Below are 18621 nucleotides of genomic sequence, written 5' to 3' on the forward strand. Positions count from 1 at the left end.
GCCCGCGTCCATCGCCGCAAAAGGGCGGATGAACCGTGGACTTCAACAAAGTCAGGGATAATTATACCGGATTTTGACCGGGGACGGTAGAGAAACTACACGTCCTTAGAGCTGTTCAGCCAAACGGTCTTGTCGGCTGCCGGCTGCCGCTTGCCTTGCTTCGGCTCCATATCCGGATATCCGATGTACAGGAAGCCGAGCATTTTCCCATTCGGGCTCAAGCCGAATGCTTCATTCATCAGGGCGTGGAAGCACGGCTCTCCCGTTCTCCATACAGCACCCAGACCAAGACCATGAATCTCAAGGAGCATGTTCTGAATGGCGGCGAATACCGCGCCGTACTCCTCAACCTCAATCACTTTAGGATCCGTTGAGGGCTCGACAGCAACCCCGATCACGACCGGGGCACGGTATGCCTTCGTGCGTCCCGACTCACGGGCGGCGGCGATCCCTTCTTCGCTGGTGTCGCCTGCACCTGCAGCTTGAATGTCGCCAAGAGCGTTACCGAGTATATCCCGGCCCTCGCCCTGCATCACAAAAAATCGCCAAGGCTCCGTCATTTTATGGTTCGGCGCCCAGGTGCCCGCCTCAATAATTCGTTCCAGCAGCTCCTGCGGCACGGCGTCAGGCTTTACTTTGCCGATACTGCGGCGCGTGCGGATCGCTTCACTTACGTTCATATCCTGTATCCTCCTAAGCATATTATCGATATTAGGCCTTCCTATGCGGCCGCATAGTAAGCAGATTCATTTCTCTTCAGAATCGGCTTACGCCGACTCCTAGTTCAGATTTTGCAAAATTCGATTTCAGCCGCTTCCGGGTACATTATATAGATGAACTAAACCATTTCGTTCTATATATTGCTAATTGAAAGTCGCTCTTTGGATTTTTGCAATATCCTCAATTGAGAGTCTATCTCAATTATACCAAAAAGAGAAGAGGCTCACGAATTGCCTGGGACGCTCCCGAGACGCATCCGGGTCAGGGCCGGAATGCGCAGGTAAAACGAGGATAAATTGACCGTCTGATAATTAATAGAGTGAATTCAACCTTAGCAGGAGGCAGCTCCCCCTTCATTTCTGTCATATATTCCTGATATCTTCGGTTTTGCATGAAAATTACCAGGTTAATTCTCTCGATTTTCATCTAGTAATTCATGCCATTATCTGGGATAATGAGCATTAATATATACTAGAATTGGAGGATGATTTATGACTGCAAAGAGACGGATGACCCCTGAGGATCTGTACCGGATGAGCTGGGTGAACGACCCGGTCGTATCTCCTGCCAGCGGCGCTATTGCCTATGTACATAAGACCGTTAATGAGAAAAAGGATGGCTACCGCACCCATATCCGGCTGTTTCCAGCCGGCGCGGATCGGGACATTCCGTTCACCGCGGGCGAAACGGATGGCGCCCCGGCTTGGTCGCCGGACGGTCAACAGCTTGCTTTCCTACGGAAAAAGGATGACAAGCCTCAAGTATGGACGATGCCGGCAAGCGGCGGCGAAGCTCGCCCCGTTACCGATTTGAAATATGGCGTCAGCGCCTTTAAGTGGTCGCCGGACAGCAAGATGCTGCTCGTGCGAAGCGAAGTGGCGGATGCCGCGCAAGAGAGCGGAGAAGAAGAATCGCAGGAGCAAGGCGGGAAGGATAAGCTGCCGGAAGAGAAAATCTACAACCGTATCCGATATAAAGCCGATGGCGCGGGATTGTGGAACGGACGCCGGTCTCATCTGCACCTCGTGGATCTTGCGGCCGAAGAAACCAAGCAGCTTACGGATGGCGAGTTCGATGTGCAGTCCTTTGCCTGGTCGCCGGACGGCACACGTATCGCTTATAGTGCCAGCACCGCTTCCGAGGCTTTTCCCGATCCGGACTTCCGACTGACGAACGATGTATTCGTAGCCGAGGCATCCGGCTCCAACGCCCGCCAAATTACGGATGGGTCGCTATCCATCGGAACGATCGCTTTCACGCCGGACGGCCGTCACATTCTCCTGCTCGCCAGTGATCTGTCCTGCGGATTCGCCACCCTCTCCAAGATTCATCTGGTTCCGCTAGCGGGTGGAGAATCCCGTATGCTCTTCCCGGACATGGATATCCAGCTGGGCCATGCGGCAGTCAGCGATATGCGTGCCGGCGCCGGCACGCCGCCGCTGTTCAGCAGAGACGGCCAATCGGTATATCTCCAGCTCAGCCAGGACGGCGGCGTGTACATCGGCCGTTTTGCACTGGACGGCTCCTCCTACGAGCTGGTCGTATCCGGGGAACGCGAGGTTTATCAATTCGCCCTGACTCCGGAAGAGAACATCGTATTCGCCGCAGCCGATTCCCTGCAGCCGGGCGATTTGTTCCTCTACTCGTCAGACAACGGCAGGGAGAAGCAGCTTACGGAGTGCAACAAGGAGCTGTGGGATGAGCTTGACCTCAGCAAGCCGGAGGTATTCACGTTCCGCACCTCCGACGGTTGGTCGATCCAAGGCTGGATCATGAAGCCGGTTGATTTCAGGGAAGGCTCGAAGGTTCCGGCGGTGCTTGAGATTCACGGGGGACCGCAGGCGATGTACGCGCACACGTTCATGCATGAATTCCAGCTGCTGGCTGCTGCCGGTTATGCGGTATTCTACACCAATCCCCGCGGCGGTCATGGATACGGTCAGGTTCACGTCAACACCGTCCGGGGAGACTATGGCGGCCGGGACTACCAGGACCTCATGGAAGCCGTGGATTATGTCCTGAATACCTATGATTACGTGGACGGCTCCCGTCTCGGCGTAACCGGCGGCAGCTACGGAGGCTTCATGACCAACTGGATCGTCGGCCATACCGACCGGTTCCAGGCGGCGGTCACGCAGCGCTCAATCTCGAACTGGATCTCCTTCTACGGCGTCAGCGATATCGGGTATACGTTCACGCATGACCAGATCTGGGGCAACCCGTGGGACGATCTGGAGAAGCTGTGGAAGCATTCCCCGCTCGCCTACGTGAAGAACGTGAATACCCCGCTCTTGATTCTGCATGGGGAGCAGGATCTTCGCTGTCCGATCGAGCAGGGCGAGCAGCTGTTTATCGCCTTGAAGAAGCTCGGCAGAAAGACACAGCTCATCCGCTTCCCTGGCGCTGACCATAATCTGTCCCGGAGCGGCCATCCGCATCTGCGGGTAAGACGTTTGAGCCACATCGTTCGCTGGTTTGAGGAGCATATCGAGCGTTAAGATCGATATCATCGGCTGCTTCGCCCCTAACTTCACAATGCCCCTTGCAATGTTCATTGGAATGCATCGCTTGCAAATGAACATTGCAGGGGCGTTTTTTTGTGTTCAAACAAAAAAAGTCCGCCAGGGATGCCCTGGCGGCAAGTGTATAAAATGGTGGAAGGAACTTCATAAGTTCAGTAGGATGACCGAGCCAACAGACAACAACGCGTTTACACTTCAGGCGTACCGTACGTTTCGAACCAGCCCTTGATCGTATTGAAATCGTCGGTAAAGGACAGGGAGAGCAGCAGCAGGATCCGTGCTTGCTGCGGGCTTAGGTTGTCGCCCGAAATAATGCCTTCTCCCCCGCCGTAGACGCTTCCCGAACCGGTGCGGGTGGTCGTTACGAACACAACGCCTTTCTCAATCGCCTCCTTTCGTGCGGCGCTCATCTCACGGGAGATGCCGCCGGCTCCGGTGCCTGCCGTGACGATGCCCTTCGCGCCGTCGGCGACAAAGCCCTTAATCGCGCCGCCCCCAGCTTGCTGGTAAGAGACCGCGATCTCCACCTTGGCGAGATCGGCTTTCGAAATTTTGCTCAGATCGAACACCGGCTTGCCCTCGCCGTCCGCCTTCGTTGCCCGAAGCGGTGCGCGGTAAATGCGGATATTCTCCTCATCAATGTAGCCGACGGCCCCGAGCATCGGCGTCTCGAACGTGTCCGTACGATAGTCGTTGGTTTTCGTGACGCCACGGGCCAGATGTATCGTGTCGTTCAGCATCAGCACCGTCCCGAACGAGGCGGTGCGTCCGCTGCCCGCCAGCTTGATGGCATTGTACAGGTTGGCCTGGGCATCGGAACCGATCACCGTCCACGGCCTCATCGCTCCTGTAATGACGACCGGCTTGTCGCTCTGCACGGTCAGATCAAGGAAATACGCGATTTCCTCCATCGTGTCCGTCCCGGTGGTTACCACCACGCTGTCATACGTCTCAAGCGCTTTGTCCACCGTCAGGGACAGGTCGTATAAGTCTTCCATCGTATAGGCGCTGGAGCCGGAGTTGCCGAACTGGAGCGCCGTTACATCGGCAACTTTATCCTTGTTCGGCAGCTCGCCGACCATATCCTCAATCGCCAGCGTTCCTGCTCTGTAGGACTGGAAGCTGGTCGCATCCGTCGACTGCCCGGCAATCGTGCCGCCTGTTCCGATGACGAGCACATTCGGACGCGTCGACTGTTTAGAAGCCTCGGACAACGGCGGAACCGTCGTATTCCGTCCCGGCGCCGCAGCTGTCGATGCAGATGCAGGCGTACTAACCGTCCCTTTGACCTCCGTTACCGTCTGGGCATATGCCGCATAGCTGCCGACCGGGGTTAACGAAATGACTAGTGCGGTTAAAGCTGCCGTGCTCCAGACGGCTATAGGGTGATTGGTTCTGGACTTCATGATCGCACGCTCCTCTGATGTCATATTTCCTAACTCAATACTATGTATTTATTGAGTTCATTCTATTTTATGTTAATTAATATCACAAACGATAAATTCCTTCAATTAAGCGATTACATCTAGTTAATTCATGGTTTATTTCCGATTTATCGGCTTTTATCTTTAAATTTCGATTTGCGGACACCATATCTGTAACTACATAATCCTACTTTATATGTGATAATAAATAACATCAATGACGTATGTTATTTTCACAACATAAAAAAGCCCGCCACTAGGCGAGCCGCTTTTATATGCTTGTTTGAATTTTCAAATTTTGTACATTGTACATCACTCGTTCTGTTGGTCCCGTATCTTATTCAACTGAACCCCCGCCGCCCATTGTCCCGTCAGATCAATCTCAATCTCTCCCGGCAGGCTCCTCAACGGCTCCGTCTTCCGTTACCCGATACTCCATAATCTCCCCATCCGCCATATAGTACAGCGAGGCAGACTGCACGGTCCCGTCCTCCCCGAATGTCACAAAGAGCTGTTCCTTCATGCTGCCGTTCGACAAGCCTTGGACATCGACCGATACGGCCTTCTCCGGGTACCGGTAGCCCTCCTTGGCGAAGTCGTACTGTCATGTTGCGGTGCCGCCGGCTTTGCCCGTCGTCTTAGGCTCCCCCAGCTGCGCCCGGATGTCGTCATTGTCTTGCCGACGAACGGAACATCCTTAACGAAGCGTCGGGGGCGCTCTCATCCAGCACCAAGCTGAAATTTCTCATCTCTTTATTCTCCTTCTCCCGCCTGTTTTTCCCCGGCATTCGTCGTAATATGGAACTCCTTCATCATATTGTGGAAACGCGCCCCGTAGCCTTCAGCCGCTTCAAGGAAATACTGCTGCTTCACCACAAAGCTTCCGCCCTGTCCGTTATCGAAAATATAGTAGCGCACGATCGGATCATTCCATTCCTTGCCGCCCGTCCCGCCTACCGCCCGGACTTCGAAGCCGTTAACCGGCTCCTGAATGGCTTCCGCCTCTACCTTCGGCTGATCCGACAGCTCGGCTTCCAGCCGTTCGGATACCACCTTCGGTGCTTCTTGGTCCTGCGAGATCTCCATGTACACTTCCGGATAGCGGTCATCCTCCGGCTTATGAACCGGCTCGATCCGATCCACGCCTTCGCCTTGAATCATCTTGAACCGGCTTTCGTCAATATAGATGACATAATCGGCGCTCTCATGCAGGGAATCCACGCTCGTCTCCGGCGACCCTTCCAGCTCCTGCTCCACCGTCTTCTGGGGAGCGAACCACTCTTTCACCTGGTCGATAAATGCTTGCACCGGCGGCGTCTGAACGCTTAATGCCAGCACAATCACCGCCGCAGCGGCCGTTCCGACCATCCAGCTGGCCGTCTTTCTTCCCGAACGGCGCGCCTTCGTCTTCCGCGGGGCGAACGGCACCGCGGCCGGCTCCGAAGACTGCGATGCGCGCTCGCTGTCAATCCGCTTCTTAATCGACGCCCATATTTCATCCTGCTGCTTCATCGCGTCCTCCGTCCCTTTTTCCAGGCCGTCCTTCAACTCTTTCTCCCATGGCTCACGTCCCATGCTGACTCCCTCCTTGTCTCTGCAGCATCCATTCCTTCAGCTTCTTCCGCGCCTTGAACAATCTTGATTTCACCGTATTGACGTTCAGCTCCATCATGTCCGCGATATCCTTCTCCGCCAGATCATTCAAGTATTTCAGCACGATGGGGATCCGATGCTCGTCATCCAGCCGCTGCACCATCTCATAAACATCGCCGTGGCGGTCAAATTCGTAAGTGTCCGTCTCAGGTGGAAGGTCCGTCTCCTCCGAAATTTCCGAAGGTACCATCCTCGCATGCTTCTTCAAATAACGGTTGCATTCGTTATAGAGAATCCGGTGAAACCAAGGGTCAAACGGTCTGCTCAGATCATACATCCCCAAATTGCGGTATACCCGGATAAAGGTCTCCTGGACGACATCCGCGGCGCTCGCCGCGCTGCCGGTGATCGCCGTTGCCGTTCGGATCGCCCGATCCGCATACAGCCGGTATAGCTGTTCGAACAGCTCGTCACTATATTCCTGTTGTAATCGTTGTATCAGGTCGTGTACCAACCGCGCCTGCCTCCTTTCCAATTGGCCAATCACTTAAGATACCCCGGCATGGTTGCGCAAAGTTTTCGATTTATAATTTTTTCTCATGACAAAAAAAGGATACCATGCTGCAGTGCAGTCACAGTACCCTTTTCGTGTTTGTTATTTCGCTTCCGTCTTCAAGTCGTCCAGCATTTTATCGTTAAAGCCGAACATCCAGGTCAGCACGAAGGTAATCGCCATCGCCGTCAGGTTGCACAAAATGTAGAGCGGCAGCTGGCTGTTCAGATACAGGAGCGTCCCCGGAATAACTGTAATCGCCATGCCGGTTGCCTTCAAGTGGAAGATCGAAGCCATGAAGCCTCCAATGCCCCCGCCGATCAGACCCATGATAAAAGGCTTCACATATCGCAGGTTCACCCCGAATATGGCCGGCTCCGAAATGCCGAGAAATGCCGAGAACGAAGATGGCAGGGAAAGTGCCTTCAGCTTCTTGTTCTTCGTCTTCATGCCGACGGCAAGGCAGGCTGCGCCTTGAGCCGCCATCGCGCTGGTAACGATCGCGTTGAACGGATTGCTTCCCGTCTGCTCCAGCAGCTGGATTTCCAGGAAGTTAAAGATGTGATGAACCCCCGTCACGACGATGATCTGATTGAAGAAGCCGATCAACAGTCCGGCGATGCCAAACGGAAGATCCAGCAGATACGTGACCGCGCTCAGGATGACGTCTTCAAGCGAGTGGAAGATCGGGCCGATCGCAAACAGGCCGAGAATGATCATCACCAGCAGCGTGACGAATGGCGTCACGATCAAATCGATCGCTTCAGGAATGCGCTTCCGCAGATAACGCTCGAACTTCGCCCCGAGCAGCCCCATGAAAAATGCCGGCAGAACCGATCCCTGATAGCCAACCACCGGGATAAAACCAAACATAATAAGTGCTTCCTCGGACCCGTTAGCCACGCTATAAGCGTTAGGTAGAGCCGGGTTGACGAGCATCAATCCCAGCACGATGCCGAGCACCGGGCTTCCGCCGAATACTCTAAAGGTCGACCAAGCGACAAGGGCAGGCAAAAACGCAAACGCCGTATCGGTCAGCACCTGGGTGAACATCAGGAAATTAGCCGAAATATCGTCAGGCGCCATCCCGAACCAGGCAAGCACCGTCTCCTGGGTCAAGAGGCCCCGCAGCCCCATGAACAGTCCCGTAGCGACCAATACCGGGATGATCGGAACGAATACATCGCCAAATGTGCGGATCGCGCGCTGAAGCGCATTGCCCGATTTTTTCGCTTCGGATTTCAGCTCTTCTTTGCTTGTGCTCTCCAGCCCAAGGTTCTCAACTTCTTCAAAGATTTGGTTGACGGTACCGGTGCCGAAGATGATCTGATACTGGCCGGAGTTGAAAAATGCACCTTTCACCTTGTCGATATTCTCGACCTTCTTCTGGTCGATCTTCTGCTGATCATGAACCATAATGCGAAGCCGGGTGGCGCAATGGGCAAAGGAAGCGATGTTCTCCCTGCCGCCGATGGCTTCAACGACCTGCTTAGCAATCTCGCGGTTATTAGCTGCCATGCTCATTCATTCCCTTCCATATCATTTACGGCTTGCGCCAAATCCCATTTGGCTACCTTCAAGCCGGCACTGCCGTTATTGGCGAAAAACCGAATGCCCGTGCTGTCGGGGTGTGGAAAAATACGACTAGTAAACACTTCTTCCCCGTCGTTGATAAAACACTCCACCGAGGAAGTGTCCACAAACAAATGAAGCTTGAGGGACTTCGTCTGCACTCTGCATGACCGGGTCGAGCCGTACTTGCTGTTGATCCTCTCGCCGGCCTCCGAGCGATCAAACGTCAGGATTTGCCGCTCGAAGTCATAATGAATGACGGTACGCTCCGTTTCACCGGCCCGAAATTCGATGCCTACGGATTCGGCGTTCACATCGGCAAATTCGCAGATCAGCTCGAATGCGGTTCCGCTCACGCCTGCATATGACTTTTTCTCATTCGTTAGGGTGTCCTGTACCTCGCGGCGCTCTCTTCTCAGCTTCTCCAGCTCCCGCACCGGCTGCTGCACCAGCTTGCCGTCCCGAAGCTCCAGCGTCCTCGGCAGCGTCAGGCAGTGCGCCCAGCCGTGCGAATCCGTCGGGTAGCCGATCTCCGCCTGCCCCATCCAGGCGACCAAGATCCGGCGCCCCTGATCATCCTCCATCGTCTGCGGCGCATAGAAATCAAAGCCTCTGTCCAGCTCATGAAAGGCGCCGTGTTCAAAATCCAGCGTCTCCCGGTTCAGCGGCTTGCCGACCAGGTAACCGGATTGGTAAACATTCCGGAAGCGATCTCCTTGCGGCTCTATCCCTTGGGGACAGAAGAGAAGAACCCCCTGGCCATCGAGCTCAAAATAATCGGGGCATTCCCACATGTAGCCGAAATGCTTCAGCCCGGTCTTGATCTCCCCGGCGAAGCGCCAATTGAGCAAATCCGAAGACTCATACATGACGGCGGTCCCGGTGGCATCCTCTCTCTGGGCGCCGATGACGCAGCGGTACAGATCGGGATCCTTCCACACCTTCGGATCGCGAAAGTGCTCGGTATATCCTTCCGGCACATGATCGATGAGAGGCTCGGGAAGCTTGGTGACAGCTCCCGCTGCATCCATGACGGCCATGCACTGGAAGGAGCGTCTGTTCCAGTCACGATCCCTGGTATTTCCCGTGTACATCAAGTGCAGCTTGCCGTCCTTCACGATACCGCTCCCCGAGTAGGCGCCATACCAATCATGCGGATCCCGCGGCTCGATCGCGATTCCGGCATTGCGCCAAAAGACCAAATCCTTCGATGCCGTGTGGTACCAATATTTGAGCCCGTGGTAGGTTCCGAGCGGAAACCACTGATAGAACAGGTGATACTCACCTGCAAAATAAGCAAACCCGTTCGGATCGTTCAAAAGGCCGGTGATCGGCTGAATGTGATACGTCTGCCTCCAGCCGCTATCCTCCACCTTCTTCCTCAAGGCGGACATTTCTTCGGGAGAAGCCTGTTCCAGGCGGCGGTATTTCTGTTCTCTGTTCATATCCTTCTCCTTACTGGTCTGTTCTTAACAACATCACAACAGCGACATTGTAGTGGAACCGGTTCCAACCCGAGGTAAAAATAAAGGACGCAGTTCCAAAGTGTTTCAACGCTTTGGAACCGGTTCCGATGCTTTGAGTATAATCGATTCTATTCGATATTGTCAACGCTTTCGCGCTCGATAAATTCATAATCCAGTACCGTCAGGGTGTCGACGGATTCCTCTTGGACAAGCTTCATGACTTGACGCGCGGCCAGACGTCCCCCCGCTGCGTAGCCATATTTAACCGTTGTGAGGCCCGGATGAATCACTTCAGTCACATCGTAGCCCCCAAAGCCGGTAACCGAAATATCCTCCGGAATCCGGATTCCCCGCATATGCGCCGCCTTCATCACTCCAAGCGCAATATTGTCCGTTGCGCATACGATGGCCGTCGGACGCCGGTCCCGGTTATCCAGGATACGGGAAGCCGCTTCTACCGCTACCGACATCCTAAACCCGCTCTCATAAAAATCGGCCGAGGCGCCGGCCTGCTCCTTCAGCGCTTGCTGGAACCCATGCTTGCGCCGCACTCCAACGGCCACATCCTTCTCGGTTACCCCCAAATAAGCGATATCCCGGTGTCCTTTGGCTAAAATATACCGGCCGATCTCATACCCCGCCGTGTAATCGTCATAAATAATGCTGTGGACATCCTCATGCTGCTGACCGAGAAAAATGACCGGGATCCCGATTTCCTCGATCGCCGTCAAATGGGATTCCGTAATCTGCGTAGCGAACAGGACGATCCCCGATATTTTTTGCCTTGCCAGGTCATACAGGGCCTCGATCTCCCGCGATAGATTCTGGCTTGTATTGATAATCAGCAGCTGGTAGCCGTTCTCCCTCAGCTCCTCATCCATGCCCGTCACCGTCTGAGATGCGGCGAAGGAATCCAGCCGGGGTACGATCGCGCCGATCATGCTCGTCTTCTTGGCCTTCAAGCTTTGGGCGAAGGAGTTTGGAATGTAGCCCGTTTCCTTGATGACATGCTCGATTTTCCGCCGGGTAGCCTCGCTGACGGAACCGCCGTTCAGGTAACGGGACACCGTGCTCTTGGCCACGCCTGCGATTTTGGCGATATCTGAAATGGTAGTGTTCATTCTTGTCCTCCACCCATGACGTCAACGGCCTGTCCAGCCCCGAGAATGGTTGCGATATGTCTGTACACAGTATTCTCTCCTTCATCCTCTGTTTCCCCTAAATATAACATGCAGGCAGGGATGCGGGAAACTAAGGGGGCTTGGCGGCAAAAACTTAGCTGTAACGGGAGTTACCTTGAATTTTATTTGAGCTTCAAAACCAAATTCCTTGAGCGCGCTCTCAATGCGGCTTCCCTCTCTCTTCCCTGCCCCATTCTCCAACTTTGTAACTGTTCATACCAAGGATGGATCGAAACACGGTCTATTAGAATGGAAATTTTTACTCCAAGGATGTAACATTGATCAATTTCAAACTGTTATGTAAGTTAGATGGAAAAAGAGGAACTCGTATGCTGCTGTACCTTTCTAGGTAATGATAGCATCCGGTTCTTAACCCAGATACCGCCAAAACAGATGCTGATCATGATCCACCTCATCTTTTAAATAGGAGGCAGCTATGTGTTATTTTATGCATATTGTAATAGATCGTAATATCCCAGATTCTATTATCGGGAAATTCATCGACATGAATATCTATATTAGGGACATTACACAGGGTGTGGAACATAAACATCCAGAGAAGTACTATTATGATATTACCAACCAATGCTCCTGCGATTTTGTCTCTTCTGACCCAAAAAGAAATCAGGCTAATGAAATAAAAGAGTTATTTCAAGCATTACATTTATGTACGGATATTACCTTCTGCATTATCTTAGATAACAATAAATATACCAACTTACAATTGGAAATACAGGACATTATCTCTTCACTACCAAATGAAGAATTGGATTTTAACACTTTTATGGATTTATATCCTGACCAATTGGAAAAGGATAGAGCTTATCTAATTCGTTGAAACGATGGTTTATGTAGAGATGAAGATTTAAATTGTATAAAAGAAAAAGCCCGCCTGATGCAATCGCCTCTCTAAAAAAAGTGTGTCCCAAAGTCTTCACGATGACTTTGGGACACTTTTTTGGCCAACCCCCGCCAACTAAAACAATTGCAATCTTCTTTCTACCTCTACGCTTGCAGCACAATGATTTATACGCTACACTCCGGCGGCTGCCACCGATTCCCCTGGCATTTTCACGGAATCCGCAGGTGCCTGCGATTCCGCTTTGCGCAGACACTTCTGTCCCCGCCAGCGGAAATAGGATAAGACGCCCCGCAAGTATTCATCGGCAATCATGCAGGAGTAAATGCCGATGAGTCCCCATCCCATATAGATCCCCAGTACGTAGGACAGGACCGTTGCGACGATCCACATCGAGCCGAGGGAGATATACATCGTAAACCGCGTATCGCCCACTGCATTTAGCGAGTTGCCGAGCGCCATATTGAGCATTTTGCCTGGCTGAAGGATCAGGTTCATGCCGAGCAGCGACGCGCCGATCGCAATGATCGTCTTGTCATCCGTAAACAGTCCGAGCAGCTGCTTGCCGAACACATACAGCACGAACGCATTCACGATCACGTAGATCGCGCCGATGCCGAGCGCACGGTATGCGCTCCGGTACGCCTCCCGGGTCCGGCCGGCCCCGTACAAATGCGCGATCTGGATCTGGGCCGCCATCGCAATGGAGGAGCCGAGCAGGAAGCAGAACGATTCCAGCGTATTCATGTACGTACGCGCCGCCAGCTCCGCTGCCCCTAGCTGCGCGATGAACGAGTAGATGACCAGCTGCGAGAATACCCAGCAGGACATATTGATGCCGAGCGGCCAGCCGATCTTCAAAATCTCGCCGAACAGCGGACGGTCAAACACCCGGAACTCCTTCCACTTGATCTTGTATTCGAACGCGCGCAGGAACATGTACAGCAGCATCAGCACCGCGAGCAGCCGGCTGGCCACAGTTGAAATCGCCACCCCGGTCAAGCCCCACTGCGGGAAGCCGAAGGCGCCGAAAATAAAGCCGTAGTTCATGATGACATGAATAACGTTCATGCCGATCGCCACGTACATCGGTCCGCGGGTATTGCCCGTGTTGCGAATGACGGTGCTCATCGTTGCCATCATTGCGATCAGCACCATGCCCCCGCCGACAATCGAGATATAGGTTCCGGCAAGCGGCAGCAGCCGGTCCGGCAGCTGAAGCATGGAAGCAATCGCCTCAGGCATGGCGAACAGAATCACGCTGCACACCAGGCCGATCAGGGTCGTGACGCTCACCGCCATGATGCCGATCGTCCGGGCATCACCCGTTTTGTATGAGCCGATCTTCTGCGCGATCAGAATCCCCGCCCCGCTCGCCACCGTCATGAATAGCGTCGTCATCGCCTGGAACAGCTGGTTCGAGAAGCCGACCACCGCTACCGCGTCATCGGAAATGCGGCTGACCATCAATGTATCCACCGCTCCCAGCAAAAACTGCAGGAACAGTTCTATAAATATGGGCCATGCCAGAACCCATAGCGTAAATTTTTTCGTATCTTTATCCAACATTCCAACCTCCACCCATGATGTAAGGGTTACACGCCAATTCGCTTCAAACGGCGATAACCTTTTCAAATTATAGATGGTATACTAGGGTTATAATATCAGTATCCGAACGTAAATTATAAAAAATCCAACCTCACTCATCACGAAAGGGCTTTTCTTTATGACGATCCTGAATTTTACCGTTCCGCCGCTGCCGGTCTATATTCATAGCGGACTCACCCGTGCCCCCGTGAATGGAGGGCATCCGAACCGTAAAAACATCGGCATCTTCGACCTGCTCGTCGTCGTCAAGGGGCAGCTTGACGTGACCGAGAACGGCCATCCCTATGAAATCAGGCAGGGCATGTTCCTTATTCTGCGTCCCGACACCCATCACTTCGGTACAAGAGGCTGCACGGAGGAAACCGATTATTACTGGCTGCACTTTCAGTCGTCGGGGCCATGGAGCGCGGAGGAATCCGGCGATGCTACGAGAAGAGAAGACATCGTTGAGCTGAAGGCGATGACGCCGAACTATTTTTCCGTCAAAATCCCGCAATTCGGAAGCCTCCCGCAGCCGGAGAAGGCGGCAGAGCTGCTGGCCACGCTAAACGCCTTGGTCCAGCATGGGCAGCAGGCCAAATTCCTATGGCGGCAGCAGGTCGTCTTTCAGGAGCTGATCGAACAGCTTGCCGCCGCCCTGGATGCACCGGTCTCCACGCCTTCCTCCGCCTGCGCCGAACGGGCCGCCGCTTATTTGCGGAAGCACTACAAGGAGGAATTCAAGGTGCAGCAGCTAGGGGACCGGATCAATTTCCATCCGGTGTATATCGCACGCTGCATGCAGAAGGAATACGGCTGCTCTCCCGTCGAATATTTGCAGCGCTACCGGATCGAGCAGTCGAAGCTGCTGCTGCTTCAGACGGACCTGAGCATCAGCCGCATCGCCGAAGAGGTGGGGTTTAACCATGCGGCCTACTTCACCTCCTGCTTCACCAAGCAGGAAGGGATCTCGCCTCGAAAGTACAGGCAGCGTTTCTTTATGAGTTAATGTTTTTTTGATGCCGGATAGGAAAATCACTTGCAATTACGCGGGAAGTCTTTATAATAAACATTAGTTACATGATAATGATTATCATTACCGGACAAGTGAGAATGAGCTGAGAATGGACGCAGCGGCCGCCTGGCTGCTGTAGCGGTGGATGCAAGCAGTTAGTTCTATAGGGCAATAAGCGTGGAGGGCTCAGACAGACATCCGTGCGGGTCTGGAACATCCGCTGCTGGCAAGACCGCCTCCATGACCGCCATTCCTGCTTGAAGAGTTGAATTATAAAGGAGAGCCGATGGTCTTATGAAAACGACTTCCCGCCGTTGTTCACTGCAGATTGACGATTACCTGGATCTGCTGAATCTTGCCATCCAGCTTGGCGATGTGAAATGGCAGAGAGAAATTACCCGCAAGATGGAAATGACGCTGTCCTCTCTGGAAACGACCTCGAAATAATCACATCCATACATTTAAGGATTATGGCCACATGATCCCATATATACGAAAGACACCTGGACGTCTGTGCCCCGGAAAGTACCGTGGCCGTGAAGAGCGTTTAAGGTGTCTTTTTTTGACGTTAAGTGACGAGATGCTTTGAATCCTCAGCATGGCAAGGGACGGAGCGACTCCACTTCTCTATCCCCGCCCCAGCTCCGCGTCAGCCTGCAGCTTCATGCGGTATTCATGCGGCGATATGCCTTCCAGCTCCTTGAACACGCGCGAGAATTGCTTCGTGTTCTCGAATCCGACCGCCTTGCCGATATCGGCCAGCTTCATCGCCCCGTCCTGAAGCAATGCCTTGGCCCGCGAGATCCGCAGCTTCTTCAAATAAGCGACAAAGTTTTCGCCCGTATGGGCTTTGAATGCCTCGCTGAAATACGAATAATTAAGCGACACGTGATTGCTGACCATCGCCATGTTCAGCGGTCGGTGATAGTTCTCTTCCATATAAGCGATGGCTGCCTTCATCTCGGAATGCTCGCTATGAGCGGACCGGATGCCTTGAATATATTCGTCCACACTCAGCAGCAGATGCTCGAGACTGCGGTAATACGCATGAAAATGACGGTAATTATCCATCGTCCCTACCCTCCGGTAGAGCTTGAGCACCTCGACCATCGACTCCCCGTATACGCGGAACACTTCATCGAGCACCTGCTCATTGATCTGCTTGCCGACACGCTCCAGATAAGCGATATCGACATGCGGCATATCCCCGATATGAAAAATATCCAGCAGCAGCGTCTTGATCTCCCGGTCGCGCCCGGTGCCCAGCATATTGCCGAGCTTGCGGATATCCTCCTCCGGCATCGGATAGCTGCGCAGCTCACCGTTTATGTCCTCATGATTCATCAGCCTGATGTTCGGTTGAATGAAGGTGTAGCTGAGCGCCAGGAGCGCCTGACTATAGCAGATCCGGACATCCTCGATCCGGGAGCCTTCCCGGCTGATGCCGACGAATAATCCGTCCATCTCCCGCTCCGCAAACTGCCGCGCCAGCTTCTCGAACTGTCCATCGGGACTGCCGACCAGCACGAGCCTCCCCCGGCCGTCCAAAACGCTGGCGCTGATCCGCCCCTCGACGGATTCCATCATTTTCTCCACGAGCTGCTTCAGCTCATCCTTGTTCATCGTGTTGCCGTCTTCGTACTTATATTTCATGACAGCCACCCGAAACGGCTTGACGTACGCTTCGAAGCCGATCGATTCGGCTGCTGCCGCCAAATCAATGTCGGTATCCTCCGGCTGCTCCAGCAGCTCCTTGAGACGGTGAGACTGCAGCTGCTGCAGATACACGTCGGTGGCGGCCATGCGGCTGTCCACTTCGGCCTGCCGAATCAGCGCTTCCTCCGTCTTGCGAAGGGCGGCGAAGAGCTCCTCGCGCCGGATCGGCTTCAGGAGATATTCCTTCACCTGATACCGGATCGCTGCCTTTGCGTATTCGAAGTCCTCATAGCCGCTCAGGATCAGCACGACCGGCTTGGCTGCCCCCGTTCCTTCCAGCTCGGCCAGCGACTCGATTAGCCGGATGCCGTCCATGACCGGCATCCGGATGTCGGTTATCACGATGTCCGCCGGCTGGGCGCGAAGCAGCTGCAGCGCTTCCTCCCCTTGCGAAGCCATCCGGATATCGTACGCCTCCGGGAACTCCCGCTCGATCATCATCTTCAATCCGAAGCGGATGTTCTTCTCGTCATCCACGATCAACAGATTTCTCATGTCCGCCTCCTCCTCCCGTTAACAACACCTTCGGAAACGTCATCGTCACCTGCGTAAACCCGCCTGCTTCGCTATTCACGTCCAAGCCGTATTCATTCCCGTAGAACAGCTTGATCCGCTGATGCACGTTCCGGAGCCCGATGCCTCCGGCCTGGTGCCCGCCTCGCCCGTAATCTCCGGACGGAAGATCCTCATCATGCACCGTGCGCAAAATTTCGCGCAGCCTACCCAGACGGTAGGCTTCGATGCCAACCCCGTTATCCTTCACGTAAATCGTAATCCGGTCCTCCTCCCAGGCCACCACATCGATCTGGATCCGCTTCGCTTCGGCCGAGCCGTCCGGCCAGCCGTGCTTCACCGCATTTTCCACGATCGGCTGCAGCGACATCTTCAGCACCTCCAGCTCCATGAATTCCGAAGGTATATTAAGCTCAAACTCAATCGGCTCATCGTACCGGATATTCATAACGTCAATGTAATTGCGAATATGGCGGATTTCATCCCTCAGCTTGACGTATTCCCCCGACCACTTGAAATTGTAGCGCATCATGCCGCCCAGCGAGGTTAACGCATCCGAGATCGTGCGCTGTCCCTCGATTTCGGCCAGCATCTTGATATTTTCGAGCGTGTTGTACAGGAAATGCGAGTCGATCTGGCTGTGCAGCGTTCGGAGCTCTGCTTCCTTCGTGACGGCTTGCTTCCGGATCCCTTGAGCAATCAGCTCATTAATCGTGCGGATCAGCTTATTGAAATGATGCGCTAGCTCGCCGACCTCGCCGCCGCCCCGGATATCGATGCCGGAGGAAACCTCGCCCTTGCGGACCTTCTTCATCGTGTCGGTCAGGCGCCGCAAATTTTTCAAAATAATCGAGTTCAAATAGTACGTGATGACCGACAGCAAAATGATCAGGATCACGTTCGCCGCTATGATCTGCCACTGTGCCTTGGAGACATTGTTTAACGCGCCCTCCAGGGAAACGACATTCAGCACATGTGCCTGCAAACGCTCCACCGGCGCGGCGATGAGCAGGTACGACGCCCCGTCCACGCTGAACCGGGAATGGACGATGCGGTCCGATTCAGGATCGGTTTCCTCCTTTAGGAGCTTCTTGAACTGAGTCTCGACCTCGTCTCTCAGCCCCTCGCGGCTTGTCATGAAGGACTGCCTGCGATCCATGAAGAACTGGCCGTCCCGATCCACGATCACCATCTGCGAGCCGGTATCATGAATCCCTCCGAACGTCTTCGGCGCGAAATACTTAAGCAGCATATCGACCTGAATAAGCCCGTCCTCGGCACTGCTTCCGACCCGCCGGATCAGGGACACCTTCGGCTGCTCCTCGGGCACGTCTGTAGCGTAGCGCTGAAGAATGTCCGGATCCCGGTGATTGAATACCCACAGCTCGCTAACGCCTTGCGACTTCATCGGGGCGAACCAGGGCTCCGCGGCAATGCGGCTCTCCTTGAATATAATCGGCCACATTTCCATGACATGCTCATTGCCGGTGAACAAGCGGAGGTGTGCGATGTTGGGATTATTCGTCTGAATCCGCTGGATGTCCTTGGACGGCCCCCACGCCACCTCCATCAGCGCAGCCGAGCTGAGCTCCTCCTCGATCCCCAGGTAATCCTTGATGGCCTGGTCAGAGATCGCAAGCTGCGCCGCCATCTCGATCGACTCGATCTGGCTCTGCATGTTCATCTTCTCGGTCTCCAGCAGGAACGTGTTTTGGTTCAGCGCATCGCTGATATACGTATCCCGAATCTGTTGAAAAAAGTAATTCGACACGATGATGCTCGGAATGAGCAAAATCAATATATAGGCGGCCACCAGGCGGCTCTGCATGGACCTGCGCCCGACCCAGTACATAAAGGATGAAATTAGCTGCACCCATCGTTTTCTCATGACGGTCACTTC

Annotated in this window: 14 protein-coding genes; 4 read left to right on the forward strand and 10 right to left on the reverse strand. The window is 54.0% G+C overall.

Annotated elements, in window-relative coordinates:
* Positions 1–95: 95 nt before the first annotated feature.
* Complete coding sequence (locus NSQ46_RS27625) at positions 96–680, reverse strand: nitroreductase (RefSeq protein WP_007130557.1); 585 nt, start codon at positions 678–680, stop codon at positions 96–98.
* Positions 681–1211: 531 nt separating this feature from the next.
* Between NSQ46_RS27625 and NSQ46_RS27630 the strand changes: the two genes are divergently transcribed.
* Positions 1212–3218, forward strand: a complete 2007-nt coding sequence (locus NSQ46_RS27630; RefSeq protein WP_028404722.1) for a S9 family peptidase — start codon at positions 1212–1214, stop codon at positions 3216–3218.
* 212 nt (positions 3219–3430) lie between these two features.
* Here the strand turns inward: NSQ46_RS27630 and NSQ46_RS27635 are convergent, their stop codons facing one another.
* From NSQ46_RS27635 to NSQ46_RS27660, 6 genes are all read right to left on the reverse strand, one after another.
* The gene (locus tag NSQ46_RS27635) at positions 3431–4651 is read right to left on the reverse strand and encodes an asparaginase (RefSeq protein ID WP_034272904.1); all 1221 of its coding nucleotides are present in this window, start codon (positions 4649–4651) and stop codon (positions 3431–3433) included.
* Positions 4652–5419: 768 nt separating this feature from the next.
* Entirely contained in the window at positions 5420–6241 is an 822-nt protein-coding gene (locus NSQ46_RS27640) for a hypothetical protein (protein ID WP_007130560.1), read from the reverse strand.
* Positions 6231–6773, reverse strand: coding sequence for a sigma-70 family RNA polymerase sigma factor (locus NSQ46_RS27645; protein WP_007130561.1), 543 nt, complete (start codon positions 6771–6773; stop codon positions 6231–6233). Before NSQ46_RS27645 ends, NSQ46_RS27640 begins: the two co-directional genes overlap by 11 nt.
* 141 nt (positions 6774–6914) lie before the next feature.
* Complete coding sequence (locus NSQ46_RS27650) at positions 6915–8336, reverse strand: sucrose-specific PTS transporter subunit IIBC (RefSeq protein WP_007130562.1); 1422 nt, start codon at positions 8334–8336, stop codon at positions 6915–6917.
* On the reverse strand, positions 8333–9829 hold the full coding sequence (locus NSQ46_RS27655) for a sucrose-6-phosphate hydrolase (RefSeq protein ID WP_007130563.1): 1497 nt from the start codon (positions 9827–9829) through the stop codon (positions 8333–8335). The genes NSQ46_RS27650 and NSQ46_RS27655 overlap by 4 nt, the downstream gene beginning before the upstream one ends.
* A 149-nt stretch (positions 9830–9978) precedes the next feature.
* Positions 9979–10971, reverse strand: coding sequence for a LacI family DNA-binding transcriptional regulator (locus NSQ46_RS27660; protein ID WP_007130564.1), 993 nt, complete (start codon positions 10969–10971; stop codon positions 9979–9981).
* 496 nt (positions 10972–11467) lie between these two features.
* On the opposite strand from NSQ46_RS27660, the gene NSQ46_RS27665 reads away from it, so the two are divergent.
* The gene (locus tag NSQ46_RS27665) at positions 11468–11869 is read left to right on the forward strand and encodes a hypothetical protein (RefSeq protein ID WP_007130565.1); all 402 of its coding nucleotides are present in this window, start codon (positions 11468–11470) and stop codon (positions 11867–11869) included.
* A gap of 195 nt (positions 11870–12064) precedes the next feature.
* On the opposite strand, the gene NSQ46_RS27670 is transcribed toward NSQ46_RS27665, so the two are convergent.
* Positions 12065–13459, reverse strand: a complete 1395-nt coding sequence (locus NSQ46_RS27670) for an MATE family efflux transporter (RefSeq protein ID WP_007130566.1) — start codon at positions 13457–13459, stop codon at positions 12065–12067.
* Between the two features lie 157 nt (positions 13460–13616).
* On the opposite strand from NSQ46_RS27670, the gene NSQ46_RS27675 reads away from it, so the two are divergent.
* Positions 13617–14486 (forward strand): AraC family transcriptional regulator, encoded by an 870-nt coding sequence (locus NSQ46_RS27675; RefSeq protein WP_007130567.1) that lies wholly within the window; start codon positions 13617–13619, stop codon positions 14484–14486.
* A gap of 300 nt (positions 14487–14786) precedes the next feature.
* Positions 14787–14939 (forward strand): hypothetical protein, encoded by a 153-nt coding sequence (locus tag NSQ46_RS27680; RefSeq protein ID WP_007130568.1) that lies wholly within the window; start codon positions 14787–14789, stop codon positions 14937–14939.
* Between the two features lie 180 nt (positions 14940–15119).
* Here the strand turns inward: NSQ46_RS27680 and NSQ46_RS27685 are convergent, their stop codons facing one another.
* Together NSQ46_RS27685 and NSQ46_RS27690 are read right to left on the reverse strand one after the other, a co-directional pair.
* Positions 15120–16703, reverse strand: coding sequence for a response regulator (locus NSQ46_RS27685; RefSeq protein WP_213613206.1), 1584 nt, complete (start codon positions 16701–16703; stop codon positions 15120–15122).
* Positions 16678–18609: a sensor histidine kinase gene (locus NSQ46_RS27690; protein WP_028404719.1), complete on the reverse strand. Its 1932-nt coding sequence runs from the start codon at positions 18607–18609 to the stop codon at positions 16678–16680. The genes NSQ46_RS27685 and NSQ46_RS27690 overlap by 26 nt, the downstream gene beginning before the upstream one ends.
* Positions 18610–18621: the final 12 nt, after the last annotated feature.

The organism is Paenibacillus sp. FSL M8-0142, from assembly GCF_038597315.1.
Taxonomy (GTDB): domain Bacteria; phylum Bacillota; class Bacilli; order Paenibacillales; family Paenibacillaceae; genus Paenibacillus_AQ; species Paenibacillus_AQ lactis.

Coding starts and splice junctions, on each gene's coding strand:
- NSQ46_RS27625 (WP_007130557.1), bottom strand. CDS start 680: ATGAACGTAAGTGAAGCGATCCGCACGCGCCGCAGTATCGGCAAAGTA.
- NSQ46_RS27630 (WP_028404722.1), top strand. CDS start 1,212: ATGACTGCAAAGAGACGGATGACCCCTGAGGATCTGTACCGGATGAGC.
- NSQ46_RS27640 (WP_007130560.1), bottom strand. CDS start 6,241: ATGGGACGTGAGCCATGGGAGAAAGAGTTGAAGGACGGCCTGGAAAAA.
- NSQ46_RS27650 (WP_007130562.1), bottom strand. CDS start 8,336: ATGAGCATGGCAGCTAATAACCGCGAGATTGCTAAGCAGGTCGTTGAA.
- NSQ46_RS27655 (WP_007130563.1), bottom strand. CDS start 9,829: ATGAACAGAGAACAGAAATACCGCCGCCTGGAACAGGCTTCTCCCGAA.
- NSQ46_RS27660 (WP_007130564.1), bottom strand. CDS start 10,971: ATGAACACTACCATTTCAGATATCGCCAAAATCGCAGGCGTGGCCAAG.
- NSQ46_RS27665 (WP_007130565.1), top strand. CDS start 11,468: ATGTGTTATTTTATGCATATTGTAATAGATCGTAATATCCCAGATTCT.
- NSQ46_RS27670 (WP_007130566.1), bottom strand. CDS start 13,459: ATGTTGGATAAAGATACGAAAAAATTTACGCTATGGGTTCTGGCATGG.
- NSQ46_RS27675 (WP_007130567.1), top strand. CDS start 13,617: ATGACGATCCTGAATTTTACCGTTCCGCCGCTGCCGGTCTATATTCAT.
- NSQ46_RS27680 (WP_007130568.1), top strand. CDS start 14,787: ATGAAAACGACTTCCCGCCGTTGTTCACTGCAGATTGACGATTACCTG.
- NSQ46_RS27685 (WP_213613206.1), bottom strand. CDS start 16,703: ATGAGAAATCTGTTGATCGTGGATGACGAGAAGAACATCCGCTTCGGA.
- NSQ46_RS27690 (WP_028404719.1), bottom strand. CDS start 18,609: ATGAGAAAACGATGGGTGCAGCTAATTTCATCCTTTATGTACTGGGTC.